The sequence below is a fragment of the Pseudomonas cucumis genome, assembly GCF_030687935.1.
In the GTDB taxonomy this organism is placed as follows: domain Bacteria; phylum Pseudomonadota; class Gammaproteobacteria; order Pseudomonadales; family Pseudomonadaceae; genus Aquipseudomonas; species Aquipseudomonas cucumis.
Map to the genome: position 1 here is coordinate 4,653,856 of NZ_CP117454.1, position 14,880 is coordinate 4,668,735.

Sequence of the window (14,880 nt, forward strand, 5' to 3'; positions counted from 1 at the left end):
TCGCCATGTCGCACTGGTGGAAACAGATCGGCGTCATCATCACCCTCAGCCTTACCGTCGCCGCGTGCAGCCGCGTGGGGCTGGCTTACCGCAACCTCGACGTGATCGTTCCCTGGACGCTCAGCGACTATCTGGACATGAACCACGAGCAAAAAGACTGGTTCAACGAGCGCCTCAAAGAACACCTGAGCTGGCACTGCACCACGCAATTGCCCGGCTACCTCGACTGGCTGGATCGCTTACAGGCCATGGTCGAAGCCAACCAGATCACCGACGCCGCACTGCAAACCCGCACCCAGGAAGCCAAACAGGCCATCGCCGAAACCGCCCGGGCAATCACCCCGTCGGCCATCGAGCTGTTGCAGGGCCTTGATGACAAGCAAGTCGCGGAAATGAACGATGCCTTCGCCAAGGACCAGCGCAAACGCCAGGAGGCCTACCTAAAACCGTCGCTGGAGCAACAGATCAGCGCGCGGAGCAAGCGCATGGAGAAACGCCTGAATGTCTGGCTCGGCCCGCTCAGCCCAACCCAACAGCAACGGGTAGTGGCCTGGTCGAATGCCCTGGGTGATCAGAACAAACAATGGATTGGCAACCGCGCCCATTGGCAGCAGCAATTCAGCGCGGCTGTCGCGCAACGGCAGAGTCCGGAATTCCCACAGCGAATCGAGACACTTCTGGTGAATCGCGAGAGCTTGTGGACGCCCGCTTACCGCGAGGCCTTCGCCAACACCGAAGCCCAGGCTCGGGCGTTGCTGGTGGACGTGATGGCGGAGAGCACACCGGTTCAGCGTGAACGGTTGCTGCAGAAGATTGAAGGCGTGCGCAAGGATTTCACTGATTTGAAATGCCTAAAAGCGACGCGGCAGGGATAGGTTCTATAGATAAAAAAGCTTCGCGGGCAAGCCTCGCTCCTACAGGGTTTGTGTTGTTCACAAAATGAGTGAACGACGTTTACCTGTGGGAGCGAGGCTTGCCCGCGAAGCTTTTTACGGTATCAAGCAATCTGCGCCTTCGACGCCACTTTATCAAACGTCAATTCCTCCAGCGCATCCTCCTGTTCATCCAGCACCTGCCGCGGATGTTCATTCCCCGGAATGCTGCTGTCGATCAGGCTCAACAAACTCGAGCCCCGGGGCGTCAAAATGTAGTTCTCGCCATTGCCACCCTGATTTTCCGGCCGAGGCTCGATATAGCCCCGCAGCAGCAGTAATTTTTCGTACTTCTCCGCCACCGTTTTCAGGTGATCCAGATTCTCGAACGGCTCGCCCGCGGCAGCTTTCGCCGCTGCATACTGCTCGGCATAGGGTCGTGGGGTGAAACTGTGGCTAGCGCCGTTCTGCACTTCATGCAGCAAGCGTTCAAGCAAATCCCAGTTATAAGTCGTCATCCTGATCAACCTCCAGAGCCCGTGAGTGAAATGGCCTTCATAAGTTGTGACCGACAGGGAGGGCGGCCGTTCAGCCTGGATATTTCGCCCTACCGACCGGCGGTATGTCGAATAGGGCACAGGCCAAACGACTAGGCTGTGTAAGACGGTTTACCCCTCTGCGCGGATCGACTTTCGCCACAGCATGCAGGAGAAATCACCATGAACATTCAGAATCATCCGGTCGTGTCCCGGGAAGAATGGCTGGCCGCTCGCAAACAACACCTGGCCCACGAAAAAGCTTTCACCAAAGAACGAGACAAACTCAGCGCCGAACGCCGCGCCCTGCCTTGGGTGAAGATTGACAAGGATTATCGCTTCCAAGGCCCGAACGGCGAATTGAAGCTGGCCGACCTGTTCGGCGGCCGTAGCCAATTGATCATCTATCACTTCATGTTCGCCGCAGGCTGGGACGAAGGCTGCCCGGGTTGCTCGTTCCTGTCCGACCACATCGACGGCGCCAACCAACACCTGGCCCACCACGATGTAGCCGTGGTCGTGGTTTCCCACGCTCCGTTCGCCGAGTTCCAATCCTTCAAACAGCGCATGGGCTGGAAATTCGACTGGGTGTCGTCGGAAGGCTGCGACTTCAACTACGACTTTAGCGTCTCAGCCCGAGCCGAAGACGTCGCCGCGGGAAAAGCCACCTACAACTACGAAAAATCCGACGGGGCTGAAGAAGAACTTCCTGGGCTCAGCGTGTTTTATCGCAATGAAGCGGGGGAGATTTTCCATACCTATTCAACGTATGCCCGCGGCCTGGATTTGCTGGTCGGCGCCTACAACTATCTGGACCTCACGCCGAAGGGGCGAAATGAAGAGGAAATCATGGACTGGGTGAGGCATCACGACCGGTATGAGGACAAGGCAGCGGCCAGTTGCTGTCATGGGGGGTAGGCTACCAATCCCTTGTGGGAGCGAGCCTGCTCGCGATGGCTGACTGACTGACACTCAACATTGATGTCGACTGATATACACCGCTATCGCGAGCAGGCTCGCTCCCACAGGTGTTGGCGGTGTTTATTAATCAGCAAATCGCCTCAGGCTTTCTGACCTCATCGGGATACTTCCCCTACATCAAGTTCAGATCCAGCGCTCTATACCGTTGGCGGGCTGAACTTTATAGTCAACCCGTCACTCACAAGGCGACCGGGTTTGGCGACCTGATAAACAGAGTCCTCTCATCAATCACAAGAGACTCCACCATTGAATAGATACATGCCCCTCACCGGAATCGACCTGATCCCAGCCTCCCTGCTCATCGACACCCAAGCCCCACTCGACGTCCTGCAAGCCATGGCCGACTACCGCATTCGCACCGTCACCCAGGTGCTGGAAAACATCGCCTTTCGCGCCGAGATCGGTTGCGACACGGTGGTGCTGTCCGACTTTTCAAAACTGCTGGCCATACCGTTGCGCGATGGTTGTGATTTGATGGATGTGATTGGCAGACGGCTGCGGGCGCAGGCTGCGGAGTGAATGAAAGCGGGCGACCTGTGGGTCGCCCGTTTCTGTCACTGAACTTTTTTCGCCTTTCAGCCCTCAACCGGATAACCCGCCTTAACCGGAACCGAGGCCTGACTTTATGAAAACCCTGCTCAAACTCACCCTCGCCGCCACTCTCGCCTGCGCCCTCCCCGCTTGGGCCTGCCCTCCCGACGAAGCCACCGCCAAGCGCGAACAATTGGCCAAGGAGATCGCCAAGATCACTGAGCAGAACCCGGCCAAGGCCAAGGAGATCAATGATGAGTTGCAGAAGATGGACCTGGAAACGGCCAGCAAGGATTTGCCGGACAAGTGTCAGTTGATTGATCAGCGTCTCAAGGAGTTGCAGTCGGCGGAGAAGAAAGCCGAGAGTTAAAGGGCAAGATCAAAAGATCGCAGCCTTCGGCAGCTACACCGGTCTGAGCGTGCAGCTGTAAGAGTTGCTGCGATTTTTAGACGTAAAAAAACCCGGACACTGTCCGGGTTTTTTATTGGATCGCTACAGCGCCTTATTCAGCAGCCGGCGCTTCCGGCTTGCGGCGCTTGAGCGGGGCCATGCCGTCCTTGCTGACCAGCGACAGGGCGTCGGTCTTCGGGCGGTTGGCGATCTTGCGCTTGGTCGGGGCCTTGGCGCCGGTTTTCTTCTTGTCGCCCTTGGCGTCGACCTTTTTCTTCTTCACGCCAACGGCTTTGCCGGAGGCCTTGACCTTTTTCGGTCCGCCGTAGGTGCCTTTGACTTCCTTGATGGTGCGGCGCTCGAAGCTCTGCTTGAGGTAGCGCTCGACGCTCGACATCAGGTTCCAGTCGCCATGGCAGATCAGCGAGATGGCCAGGCCATCGTTGCCGGCGCGGCCGGTGCGACCGATGCGGTGAACGTATTCGTCGCCGCTGCGCGGCATGTCGAAGTTGATCACCAGGTCCAGGCCTTCCACGTCCAGGCCACGGGCCGCGACGTCGGTGGCCACGAGGATCTTCACGCCGCCCTGCTTCAGACGGTCGATGGCCAGTTTGCGGTCTTTCTGGTCTTTGTCACCGTGCAGCACGAACGCTTTGTATTCCTGAGCCACCAGACGACCGTAGATACGGTCGGCCATGGCCCGGGTGTTGGTGAACACGATGGCCTTCTGATAGGTCTCGTTGGCCAGCAGCCAGTTCACGATCTGTTCTTTGTGCTGGTTGTGGTCAGCGGTGATGATCTGCTGACGGGTGGTCGCGTTCAGATCGCTGACGTTGTTCAGCTGCAAGTGTTCCGGGTTGTTCAGGACCTTGGCGACCATCTCGCGCAGGCCCGAACCGCCGGTGGTGGCGGAGAACAGCATGGTCTGCTGACGGTTGGTGCACTCTTCCACCAGACGCTGTACGTCTTCGGCAAAGCCCATGTCGAGCATGCGGTCGGCTTCGTCGAGCACCAGCACTTCGACTTCTTTGAGGTCGAGGTTGCCGGCGTTCAGTTGCTCGATCATCCGGCCCGGCGTACCGATCAGGATGTCCGGCACCTTGCGCAGCATGGCGGCCTGGACCTTGAAGTCTTCACCGCCGGTGATCAGGCCAGACTTGATGAAGGTGAACTGAGCGAAGCGCTCGACTTCCTTGATGGTCTGCTGGGCCAGCTCGCGGGTCGGCAGCAGGATCAGGGTCTTGATGCTGACGCGGACTTTGGCCGGGCCGATCAAGCGGTTGAGGATCGGCAAAACGAATGCAGCGGTTTTGCCGCTACCGGTTTGCGCTGTCACCCGCAGGTCACGCCCCTGGAGCGCCAGCGGGATAGCCGCTGCTTGCACAGGCGTTGGCTCGACAAATTTAAGCTCGGCCACGGCTTTGAGCAGGCGTTCGTGCAGGGCGAATTGGGAAAACACGGGTGCTACCTCGAAGAAATACAAAAAAACAGCTGCATAGGGTAACGGTTTCGAGCGCGAAGGCCGAGTTTCTTTATACAAACGGCTGCAAACAGTGGTTTTTTTGTTGCCTGGTTTGTCTCAAAACGTCATCCGGAACGTCTTAAATGCTCTAATTGCCCCATCGCGTCCTACAGAAGAACCGTTTTCACCCATGGATATCAAACAGCTCTGGCTCAACGCCCAAGACCTCTGGGGTGCTCTCGATCAGCATCCGCTCCTGCATTCCACGCTCGCGCTGATGTTGCTGCTGGTGGTGGCGCTGGTGCTCGGACGAGTGGCGCGCTACCTCATTCTGCATGCGACCAAAATCCTCGGTCGCCAGCCGTCGTTGCACTGGATCACCGATTTTCGCCACAACAAAGTGTTTCATCGCCTGGCACAGATGACGCCCTCGCTGGTGATCCAGTTCGGCCTGCACCTGGTGCCGGAGTTGGGCAAGACCAGCCTGAACTTCCTCGGCAACGTGGCGCTGGCGTTCACCATTCTGTTCCTGGTGTTGGCCGTCAGCGCATTGCTCAATGCCCTGTTGGACATCTATGCCCGCACCGAGCACGCCCGCACCCGCTCGATCAAAGGTTATGTGCAGCTGGCGAAAATGGTGTTGTTCGTGTTTGGCGCGATCATTATCGTCGCCACATTGATCGATCGTTCGCCGCTGTTGCTGCTGTCGGGTCTGGGTGCCATGTCGGCGGTGATTCTGTTGGTCTACAAGGACACCCTGCTGTCGTTCGTTGCCAGCGTGCAACTGACCAGCAACGACATGCTGCGGGTCGGTGACTGGATCGAAATGCCGCAAGTCGGTGCCGACGGTGACGTGGTGGACATCACCTTGCACACAGTCAAGGTGCAGAATTTCGACAAGACGATTGTGTCGATCCCGACCTGGCGCCTGATGTCCGAGTCGTTCAAGAACTGGCGCGGCATGCAGCAGTCCGGCGGCCGTCGGATCAAGCGCAGCCTGTTCATCGACGCCAGCGGCGTGCGGTTTATTCGCGATGACGAAGAACTGAAGCTGTCCCAGGTGCATCTGCTGACCGATTACATCAACCGCAAACAGGCCGAACTCAAGGCCTGGAACGAAGCTCAGGGCAACGTCGCGGCGATGTCAGCCAATCGTCGACGGATGACCAACATCGGCACCTTTCGCGCTTATGCGCTGGCGTATCTGAAGAGTCACCCGGAGATTCAGCCGAACATGACCTGCATGGTTCGCCAGATGCAGACCACCGCCCAGGGCATTCCGCTGGAAATCTACTGCTTCACCCGCACCACCGTGTGGGCTGATTACGAGCGGATTCAGGGGGATATTTTCGATTACCTGCTGGCGGTGCTGCCGGAGTTTGGCTTGAGCCTTTATCAGCAGCCGAGCGGTGGGGATTTGCGGTCCGGGTTGCTCCCGGCGGTGTTGGGCGCAAGCCACATTCCCGAGCCCGAAAAACACGTGATGTAACACCGCCTCCAACCTGTGGGAGCGGGCTTGCCCGCGATGAAGCCGTGTCAGTCGATATCAATATTGCCTGACACAACGCTTTCGCGGGCAAGCCCGCTCCCACAGGATTCAGTGGACGGTCAGAGGTTGTCGTACACCCAACCGACTAATCCACACCGCCATCAGAATCTCCGAGCCACCCAACAACAACCGCCCCAGCTCTTCATGCTGATTCCAGATCAGCAAATTGATCAGCAATCCCACCGGCACATGCAGGTTGTTCATCACCGCCAGCGTCCCGCCGCTCACCAGACACGCGCCCTTGTTCCACCAGTACAAACCCAATGCCGTCGAGACCAGGCCGAGGAACAGCAGCACGCCCCATTGCAGCGGTGCTTCGGGCAGGAAGTTCTGTTTGCCGAACAGCAGAAACGCCGGCAACGCCACCGCCAACGCGCCCAGGTAGAAGTAGCCGAAGCGTCGGTAATGCGGCAGATCACTCGGATGACGGGCCACCAGATGTTTGTAGAGCACCTGCCCGGCAGCGTAGGTGAAGTTGGCCAGTTGCAGCAGCAGGAACCCCATGAAGAAATCCGGGTTGATCCGGTCAAAGCGAATCACCGCCGCCCCGAGTACCGCCACCAATGCCGCGATCAACGCCCATGGATTGAAGCGCCGGTTCAGCGCGTCTTCGATCAGGGTCACGTGCAGCGGCGTGAGGATGGTGAACAGCAACACCTCCGGCACCGTCAGCACCCGGAAGCTCAGGTACAGGCAGACGTAAGTCACGCCGAACTGCAAGGCGCCGATCAGCAACATACCGCGCATGAACGCCGGCTCGACCTGACGCCAGCGCGTCAGCGGAATGAACACCAGCCCTGCCAGCAGCACCCGCACCAGCACCGCGAAGTAACTGTCGACATGCCCGGCCAGGTATTCGCCGATCAAGCTGAAGGAAAACGCCTGGATCAGCGTGACAAAAAGTAGATAGCCCATGGTCGCCTCATTTCGAATGGCGGCGACGATAGCGGGTTTTGCCCTTCATCGCGACAGTCAGCCAATACACAAATCCCTGTGGGAGCGGGCAAGCCCGCTCCCACAGGTTTATGTTGCGCTCACAAAATCGCAGGCAAAAAAAAGCCCGATCTCGCTAATGCGTTCAATCGGGCTAGAGCACTCAGGAGCAATAAGTGCAAAGGGAGGTTCGATGCGCGTACAGGCTTGAAGGGTTGCGCCAGGTCACTAGACCATCCTGCGATTATCTGGCGATTAACGGGTCAGGCGACCTGGGAAAGCTTGGCATTGGCCTGGTTCAAGCCTTTCTCCTGGAAGTCACCGCCCAGGTTCATGCCTTCGGCGTGAATGAACGTTACGTCGTGGATGCCGATGAAGCCCATGACCTGGCGCAGGTACGGTTCCTGGTGATCCGCGGTGCTGCCGGCGTAGATCCCGCCGCGAGCGGTCAGCACATAAGCGCGTTTGCCGCTGAGCAAACCTTGAGGGCCGGTTTCGGTGTACTTGAACGTCACGCCGGCACGCAGCACGTGGTCGAGCCAGGCTTTGAGGGTGCTTGGAATGGCGAAGTTGTACATCGGCGCAGCCATTACCAGTACGTCGGCGGCCAGCAGTTCATCGGTTAGCAGGTTGGAGCGCTCAAGCGAGGCCTGCTCGATGTCGTTGCGTTGCTCGGCAGGTTTCATCCAGCCGCCCAGCAGGTTGATATCCAGGTGCGGCACCGGGTTGACGGCCAGGTCACGGACGGTGATCTGGTCGGCCGGGTGTGCGGCTTTCCATTGGCTGATGAAGGTCTGGGTCAGTTGACGGGAAACCGAGTCTTGCTGACGGGCGCTGCTTTCGATGATCAGAACGCGGGACATGGGATGTAGCCTCCATCTGAGAATGCTGTAGGTCGATGGAGTGAAGGTTAAACAGAGTCATATCGATGAAAAAGCGCAAATAACTGCTATAAAGCATCGATAAATTCGTTTATAAGCGAAGCATATCCCAGCTGGGCTGCTCCGCTCGATGTCATTTCGGGGTGCAGGTCAGGTTGATACGCATCTTGATGATGGTGCGGGTGAACTTGGCGGTCGCGTTTTTGTGTTTACCCGCGGGCACTTCGATTGTGCGGTTACGCGGCGCTTCCGGACCATTGTTGAAAACCACCTTGCAGATCGCATCGGCGCTGCCGTAGTTGTTCACCTGAATGGAGGCGATATCGGCATCTGTATCAAAGGCGTTGTAGTCGATGCTCAAGCCGTTCAATTGCTTTTGAACGTCGATCGGATAGGCAAACGCAGTCAGCGGCAGCATCGCAAACACAGCACAACCCGCCATCACACAACAAAGTTTTTTCATTCAGCAGCCTCCAATAAGGACTGCCAGCTTAGGACAAGAGGAGCTCAACATGAAAGCGCCCCGCGTGACCCTTGATCAATGGCGAACATTGCAGGCCGTGGTCGATCACGGTGGTTTCGCCCAGGCCGCCGAAGTGCTGCACCGCTCGCAATCATCGGTCAGCTACACCGTCGCGCGCATGCAGGACCAGCTCGGCGTGCCGCTGTTGCGCATTGATGGCCGCAAAGCGGTGCTCACCGAGGCCGGCGGCGTACTGCTGCGCCGTTCCCGGCAACTGGTGAAACAGGCCAGCCAACTGGAAGACCTGGCCCACCACATGGAGCAAGGCTGGGAAGCGGAAGTGCGGCTGGTGGTCGACGCCGCTTACCCGAGCGCCCGCCTCGTCCGCGCCTTGACCGCGTTCATGCCGCAAAGCCGTGGCTGCCGGGTGCGTCTGCGCGAGGAAGTGTTATCGGGGGTAGAAGAAGTGCTGCTCGAAGGCGTGGCCGACCTGGCCATCACCGGCTTTAGCATTCCCGGGTACCTGGGCGCGGAATTGAGCGATGTCGAATTCATCGCGGTCGCCCATCCCGAGCATCCCTTGCATCGCCTGAACCGCGAATTGAATTTCCAGGATCTGGAAAGCCAGATGCAAGTGGTGATCCGCGACTCCGGTCGTCAGCAGCCACGGGACGTCGGCTGGCTCGGCGCCGAACAGCGCTGGACCGTCGGCAGCCTGGCCACCGCCGCGACCTTCGTCAGCAGCGGTCTGGGCTTCGCTTGGCTGCCCCGGCACATGATCGAGCGTGAACTCAAGGAAGGTACGCTCAAAGTGCTACCGTTGGATCAGGGCGGAAGCCGTAACCCGAGCTTCTATCTGTATTCAAACAAGGACAAACCCTTGGGCCCGGCGACGCAGATTCTCATCGAACTGCTGCGCACCTTCGATACCGCGCCGCTGGATGCGCCCTTCGCCGCCCCTGAACAAGCCTGACACGGAGTGTACCCATGGCCTATTTCGAACATGAAGGTTGCAACCTGCACTATGAGGAATATGGCCACGGCACGCCATTGCTGCTGGTTCACGGGCTGGGTTCCAGCACCCTGGACTGGGAAATGCAGATCCCGGCGCTCTCAGCCCATCATCGGGTGATTGTCCCGGATGTGCGCGGCCACGGGCGCTCCGACAAACCCCGCGAGCGCTACAGCATCGCCGGGTTCAGCGCCGACCTGATTGCGTTGATGGAACACTTGAATCTGGGCCCTGCACATCTTGTAGGGCTTTCGATGGGTGGCATGATCGCGTTTCAACTGGCGGTGGACCAGCCGCAACTGCTCAAGAGCCTGTGCATCGTCAACAGCGCGCCCGAGGTCAAACGGCGCAGCCGTAACGATTACTGGCAGTGGTTCAAGCGTTGGAGCCTGATGCGCGCGCTGAGCATGGGCACCATCGGCAAGGCCCTGGGTGCGAAGCTGTTTCCCAAGCCCGAGCAAGCTTCGCTACGACAAAAAATAGCCGCGCGCTGGGCAAAAAACGACAAACATGCTTATCTCGCCAGCTTCGATGCCATCGTTGACTGGGGGGTTCAGGAACGACTTTCCAGGGTTTCGTGTCCAACGCTCGTCGTCAGCGCCGACCGTGACTACACCCCGGTCGCGCTGAAAGAAACCTATGTAAAACTGCTGCCCGATGCGCGGCTGGTGGTGATTGCCGATTCGCGCCACGCCACCCCGCTGGATCAACCCGAACGTTTCAACCAAACGCTGCTCGAGTTTCTCACCGCAGTCGACACCACCACTCAGGATCACTGACTTATGCTGAAAAAAATCGCCCTCGTCGCCGGCTCCGTTCTGTTCGCCGCCAACCTGATGGCCGCTACGCCCGCCAAGGCGCCGCACGTGCTGCTGGAAACCACCAACGGCCAGATCGAAATCGAACTGGACCCGGTCAAGGCGCCGATCAGTACCAAGAACTTCCTTGAGTACGTCGACAGCGGCTTCTACAACAACACGATTTTTCACCGTGTGATTCCGGGCTTTATGGTCCAGGGCGGCGGTTTCACTCAACAAATGCAGCAAAAAGAAACCAAGGCGCCGATCAAGAACGAATCCAAAAACGGCCTGCATAACGTGCGTGGCACGCTGTCCATGGCCCGTACTTCGGTCCCGGATTCGGCCACCAGCCAGTTCTTCATCAACGTCAAAGACAACGACTTCCTGGACCAGGGCGACGGCTATGCCGTGTTCGGTAAAGTCGTTAAAGGCATGGACGTCGTCGATGTCATCGTCAACTCCCAGACCACCACCAAAAGCGGCATGAAAGACGTGCCAGCCGATCCCGTGTTCATCAAGTCGGCCAAGCGCATCGACTGAGACTAAGCTGGACAGGGAGTTTTGAGCGGTCGCCGGTTCTTCCGGCGCCGCTCATATCGTTTAAAGGAGAGCCCGTGCGCGGGCGGAGAACTGATGCTTTATCGCCGTTTTGAAAAACTGATCGATGTTTTCCGCGATGCACCGACGGCGGCTCCGCCGGATCGGGTTCTCCCCTTCTATACCTATTACCTGAAGCAGGTCTGGCCGAGTTTCGCCGCCCTGCTGATCGTCGGCCTGTTCGGCGCGCTGATCGAAGTGGCGCTGTTCAGCTACCTGAGCCGCATCATCGACCTCGCCCAAGGCACGCCCAACGCCAATTTTTTCAAGGAACACGGCATCGAACTGGCCTGGATGGCGGTGGTTGCGCTGGTCCTGCGCCCCATATTTGTTGGCTTGCATGACTTGCTGGTGCACCAGACCTTGAGCCCCAGCCTGACCAGCCTGATCCGCTGGCAAAACCACAGTTATGTGCTCAAACAGAGCCTCAATTTCTTCCAGAACGACTTTGCCGGGCGCATCGCCCAACGCATCATGCAGACCGGCAACTCGTTGCGCGATTCGGCTGTGCAAGCGGTGGACGCGCTATGGCACGTGCTGATCTATGCGATCAGTTCATTGGTGCTGTTCGCCGAAGCCGACTGGCGCCTGATGATCCCGTTGCTGACCTGGATCGCCGCCTTCATTGGCGCCCTCTACTACTTCGTGCCACGGGTCAAGGAACGCTCGGTGGTGTCGTCCGATGCGCGCTCCAAACTCATGGGGCGGATCGTCGACGGCTACACCAACATCACCACCCTGAAGCTGTTCGCCCACACCAACTTCGAGCAGCAATACGCCCGCGAAGCGATCAAGGAACAAACCGAAAAAGCCCAACTGGCCGGTCGTGTGGTCACCAGCATGGACGTGGCCATCACTAGCATGAACGGCCTGCTGATCGTCAGCACCACCGGCCTCGCGCTGTGGCTATGGACGCAATCGCTGATCACGGTGGGTGCAATTGCCTTGGCCACGGGCCTGGTGATCCGCATCGTCAATATGTCTGGCTGGATCATGTGGGTGGTCACTGGCATTTTCGAAAACATCGGCATGGTCCAGGACGGTTTGCAGACCATTTCCCAGCCGGTCAGCATCACCGACCGCGAACAGGCCAAACCTTTGAATGTGGCGCGTGGCGAGGTGCGTTTCGATCACGTGGATTTCCACTATGGCAAGAAAAGCGGGATCATCGGCGACCTCAACCTGACCATCAAACCCGGCGAGAAAATCGGCCTGATCGGTCCGTCCGGTGCCGGCAAATCGACGTTGGTCAATCTGCTGTTGCGCCTCTATGACGTGCAGGGCGGGCGGATTCTCATTGACGGCCAGAACATCGCCGAAGTCGGCCAGGAAAGCCTGCGCGAACGCATCGGCATGATCACCCAGGACACCTCGCTGCTGCACCGTTCGATCCGCGACAACTTGCTGTACGGCAAACCCGATGCCACCGATGCCGAACTCTGGGAAGCGGTACACAAGGCCCGCGCCGACGAATTCATCCCGCTACTGTCGGACTCCGAAGGCCGCACCGGTTTCGATGCTCACGTCGGTGAACGCGGAGTGAAGCTCTCCGGTGGCCAGCGTCAGCGGATTGCCATCGCCCGGGTGCTGCTCAAGGACGCGCCGATCCTGATCATGGACGAAGCCACCTCGGCACTGGACTCGGAAGTCGAAGCGGCGATTCAGGAAAGCCTCGAAACCCTGATGCAGGGCAAGACCGTGATCGCCATCGCCCACCGCCTCTCGACCATCGCGCGGATGGACCGCTTGGTGGTGCTGGAAAACGGCAAGATCGCCGAAACCGGCAGCCACGCCGAACTGTTGGCCCACGGTGGCTTGTATGCGCGGTTGTGGCAGCACCAGACCGGGGGGTTTGTCGGAATCGATTGAGTTTTGCGAGCAACACCAATCCTGTGGGAGCGAGCTTGCTCGCGATGACGGTGTGTCAGTCAACATCCAAGTCGACTGAGAGTCCGCTATCGCGAGCAAGCTCGCTCCCACAGGGGTTTGCGGCGTCCTGACAGATTGGTCAGAACTCCAACACCATCTCATGCCACGCCATCCCGCCATGGTCGGAAGCCGAGGGCTTGATGTAGGCAAAACCAAACCCGGCATAGAGCGCAATGTGCCGCTCTTTGCACATCAGATGGATACTCGCCTTGTTCAATGCGCGCATGCGCTGGATGAACTCAGCCATCAAGCGTTTCGCCAGGCCCTGCCCTTGATAGTCCGGATGCACCACCACCGACATGATCACTACGTGCGGGCCGGCCGGGTCATGGCCGATCAGTTCCTTGAACGCCTCGTCCGACATCTCCACCTCAAACGCCGCGCCGGAATTGATGAAACCGGCGACAACGCCATCCACTTCAGCGACGATGAAGCCCTCGGGCCAGGTGGCGATGCGGGTGGCGATTTTCTCGCGGGTGGCGGCTTCATCACCTTCGTAGGCAAGGGTTTCGATGGCGTAGCAGCGGTCCAGGTCAGCGGGAGTGACGTGGCGGATGACGGTGTTCATGGCAGCTCGGAATCGGCGTGGGAAAGGTTGGGATCATAAATCAGCATCAACCCGACATCGAGAGGCGAATCACCGACCCGCCTCTCGATCCAGGCCATTACGCCTTGAGCGGCAGCCAGATTTCCAGCACGCCGGTATTGAGCTTCGGGTTGAAATCGTCGCTGTAGCGTTCGAACTCCGGAGCGTCCGCCGCTTCGTGGCCGGACTTCGGCAGCCAGGTTTTCCAGATGTATTGAAAGGTCTGGGGCAAGGCATCCAGCGAGCCCTTGTGTTCGAAGACTGCATACTTCTGAGGCTGAACTTCGATCCAGCGGTACTTCTCGGGCAGGTCGTCGAGCTTGCTGATTTCCACACCGGCGATGTATTCGAAACCACCCTCGCCATCTGGATTGCAGCAGATGCCGTAGGTTACTTCGCTATTCTGACCAGGGATTTTGCCAATCTCGGGAATGAATTTCTCCCATAGGTCGGGGATCGCTTTGGTCGTATCCGCAGTAAATCGTCCACCAAGCCCCGCTATGAGCATGAAGTGCCCGTTTTCGAAGCGTGGCTCTGCCATTTCGACGCCTGTTTGCTCATCCATGACTCAACTCCTGGTACAAAAGGTGGGTTCGGCTTGGAGTATAGAAGCCAAACCCGATTCGCCCAATTACAGTGCGTGCAACTGTTCGAGGGCGCCTGGACCGATAAACTCGTTATAACCCGATAGAATCACGTAGACCGCGAAATAGCAGAAGATCGCTGCCGATGCCATGTAGGAATAACGCAGCAATTTGTCACCGAGCAATTTTCCGCCGTGGCTCGCCGCGAAGCACAGGCCGACACACCAGAGCACTCCGGCGCACAGGAAGCCACCGAGAAACAGCGCCGAGCTGAGCGCGTCACCGCCACCGGAACGGGCGATCAGGGTGCCGCCCACCGCGGCGAACCAGAGAATGGCACTGGGCGATGACATGGCGAGAAAAATCCCGCGGAAAAACTCGCGCCGGTGCGAGTTGTGCCCCACTTCCGGGGTTTGCGCCAACAGCGCTTCATGGTGAATCGCCGAATAAATCATCTTCGCCGCGAAATACACCAGCAACGCCGACCCGCCAATCCACAATACCCAGCGCACGGTCTCGTACTGCAGCAATACGGTCATGCCGGCCAGTGCCAGCACTGCGTAAATCAGGTCGCCGACACACGTCCCCAGCCCCAAGGCAAAGCCTTGAAAATAGCCGCGCTGCATCGCCAGCGTGATCATTGCGATATTGGCCACGCCGATGTCCAGGCACAGCGAAAGGCTCAACAGGAAGCCACTGGTAAATTCCATCGACCATATCCTTGGGGAAAATTTATTGATGCGCAGGCTAGACAGTTTGCCACGACTGCCCTT

At 58.6% G+C, this 14,880-nt stretch carries 17 protein-coding genes; 9 read left to right on the forward strand and 8 right to left on the reverse strand.

What is annotated here, in order from left to right; genetic code table 11:
* The first annotated feature begins 5 nt into the window (after positions 1 to 5).
* On the forward strand, positions 6 to 875 hold the full coding sequence (locus PSH97_RS21065; protein WP_305446556.1) for a DUF6279 family lipoprotein: 870 nt from the start codon (positions 6 to 8) through the stop codon (positions 873 to 875).
* Positions 876 to 997: 122 nt separating this feature from the next.
* Here the strand turns inward: PSH97_RS21065 and PSH97_RS21070 are convergent, their stop codons facing one another.
* Positions 998 to 1,390, reverse strand: a complete 393-nt coding sequence (locus tag PSH97_RS21070; RefSeq protein ID WP_305446557.1) for a transcriptional regulator — start codon at positions 1,388 to 1,390, stop codon at positions 998 to 1,000.
* A gap of 201 nt (positions 1,391 to 1,591) precedes the next feature.
* Between PSH97_RS21070 and PSH97_RS21075 the strand changes: the two genes are divergently transcribed.
* The 3 genes from PSH97_RS21075 (at position 1,592) to PSH97_RS21085 (ending at position 3,290) form a co-directional block, all read left to right on the forward strand.
* Positions 1,592 to 2,326 (forward strand): DUF899 domain-containing protein, encoded by a 735-nt coding sequence (locus PSH97_RS21075; RefSeq protein ID WP_305446558.1) that lies wholly within the window; start codon positions 1,592 to 1,594, stop codon positions 2,324 to 2,326.
* 309 nt (positions 2,327 to 2,635) lie between these two features.
* The gene (locus PSH97_RS21080; RefSeq protein ID WP_129442062.1) at positions 2,636 to 2,908 is read left to right on the forward strand and encodes a hypothetical protein; all 273 of its coding nucleotides are present in this window, start codon (positions 2,636 to 2,638) and stop codon (positions 2,906 to 2,908) included.
* A gap of 106 nt (positions 2,909 to 3,014) precedes the next feature.
* Complete coding sequence (locus PSH97_RS21085) at positions 3,015 to 3,290, forward strand: hypothetical protein (protein WP_305446559.1); 276 nt, start codon at positions 3,015 to 3,017, stop codon at positions 3,288 to 3,290.
* 133 nt (positions 3,291 to 3,423) lie between these two features.
* Here PSH97_RS21085 and PSH97_RS21090 read toward each other — a convergent pair whose 3' ends face one another.
* Positions 3,424 to 4,770, reverse strand: a complete 1,347-nt coding sequence (locus PSH97_RS21090) for a DEAD/DEAH box helicase (protein ID WP_008153197.1) — start codon at positions 4,768 to 4,770, stop codon at positions 3,424 to 3,426.
* 193 nt (positions 4,771 to 4,963) lie between these two features.
* Here PSH97_RS21090 and PSH97_RS21095 point away from each other — a divergent pair, with 193 nt between their 5' ends.
* Positions 4,964 to 6,262, forward strand: a complete 1,299-nt coding sequence (locus PSH97_RS21095) for a mechanosensitive ion channel family protein (RefSeq protein ID WP_305446560.1) — start codon at positions 4,964 to 4,966, stop codon at positions 6,260 to 6,262.
* A 108-nt stretch (positions 6,263 to 6,370) separates the two neighbouring features.
* Here PSH97_RS21095 and PSH97_RS21100 read toward each other — a convergent pair whose 3' ends face one another.
* The 3 genes from PSH97_RS21100 to PSH97_RS21110 form a co-directional block, all read right to left on the reverse strand.
* Positions 6,371 to 7,237 carry a carboxylate/amino acid/amine transporter gene (locus tag PSH97_RS21100; protein ID WP_305446561.1) on the reverse strand — a complete coding sequence of 289 codons (867 nt, stop codon included), beginning with the start codon at positions 7,235 to 7,237 and terminating at the stop codon, positions 6,371 to 6,373.
* A gap of 281 nt (positions 7,238 to 7,518) precedes the next feature.
* Positions 7,519 to 8,118: an FMN-dependent NADH-azoreductase gene (locus tag PSH97_RS21105; RefSeq protein ID WP_305446562.1), complete on the reverse strand. Its 600-nt coding sequence runs from the start codon at positions 8,116 to 8,118 to the stop codon at positions 7,519 to 7,521.
* A gap of 151 nt (positions 8,119 to 8,269) precedes the next feature.
* On the reverse strand, positions 8,270 to 8,599 hold the full coding sequence (locus PSH97_RS21110) for a 3-phosphoglycerate kinase (protein WP_305446563.1): 330 nt from the start codon (positions 8,597 to 8,599) through the stop codon (positions 8,270 to 8,272).
* A gap of 49 nt (positions 8,600 to 8,648) precedes the next feature.
* Between PSH97_RS21110 and PSH97_RS21115 the strand changes: the two genes are divergently transcribed.
* From PSH97_RS21115 to PSH97_RS21130, 4 genes are all read left to right on the forward strand, one after another.
* Entirely contained in the window at positions 8,649 to 9,572 is a 924-nt protein-coding gene (locus PSH97_RS21115; RefSeq protein ID WP_305446564.1) for a LysR family transcriptional regulator, read from the forward strand.
* Positions 9,573 to 9,586: 14 nt separating this feature from the next.
* Entirely contained in the window at positions 9,587 to 10,390 is an 804-nt protein-coding gene (locus PSH97_RS21120) for an alpha/beta fold hydrolase (RefSeq protein ID WP_305446565.1), read from the forward strand.
* A gap of 3 nt (positions 10,391 to 10,393) precedes the next feature.
* Entirely contained in the window at positions 10,394 to 10,951 is a 558-nt protein-coding gene (locus PSH97_RS21125; protein WP_007902463.1) for a peptidylprolyl isomerase A, read from the forward strand.
* Between the two features lie 93 nt (positions 10,952 to 11,044).
* On the forward strand, positions 11,045 to 12,877 hold the full coding sequence (locus PSH97_RS21130) for an ABC transporter ATP-binding protein (protein WP_305446566.1): 1,833 nt from the start codon (positions 11,045 to 11,047) through the stop codon (positions 12,875 to 12,877).
* Between the two features lie 139 nt (positions 12,878 to 13,016).
* Here PSH97_RS21130 and PSH97_RS21135 read toward each other — a convergent pair whose 3' ends face one another.
* The 3 genes from PSH97_RS21135 to PSH97_RS21145 form a co-directional block, all read right to left on the reverse strand.
* A complete protein-coding gene (locus tag PSH97_RS21135; RefSeq protein WP_305446567.1) occupies positions 13,017 to 13,505 on the reverse strand; it encodes a GNAT family N-acetyltransferase in 489 nt (162 codons plus the stop codon).
* Between the two features lie 97 nt (positions 13,506 to 13,602).
* A complete protein-coding gene (locus tag PSH97_RS21140; protein WP_305446568.1) occupies positions 13,603 to 14,088 on the reverse strand; it encodes a GyrI-like domain-containing protein in 486 nt (161 codons plus the stop codon).
* Positions 14,089 to 14,154: 66 nt separating this feature from the next.
* Positions 14,155 to 14,817, reverse strand: a complete 663-nt coding sequence (locus tag PSH97_RS21145; protein ID WP_305446569.1) for a LysE family translocator — start codon at positions 14,815 to 14,817, stop codon at positions 14,155 to 14,157.
* Between the last annotated feature and the right edge of the window lie 63 nt (positions 14,818 to 14,880).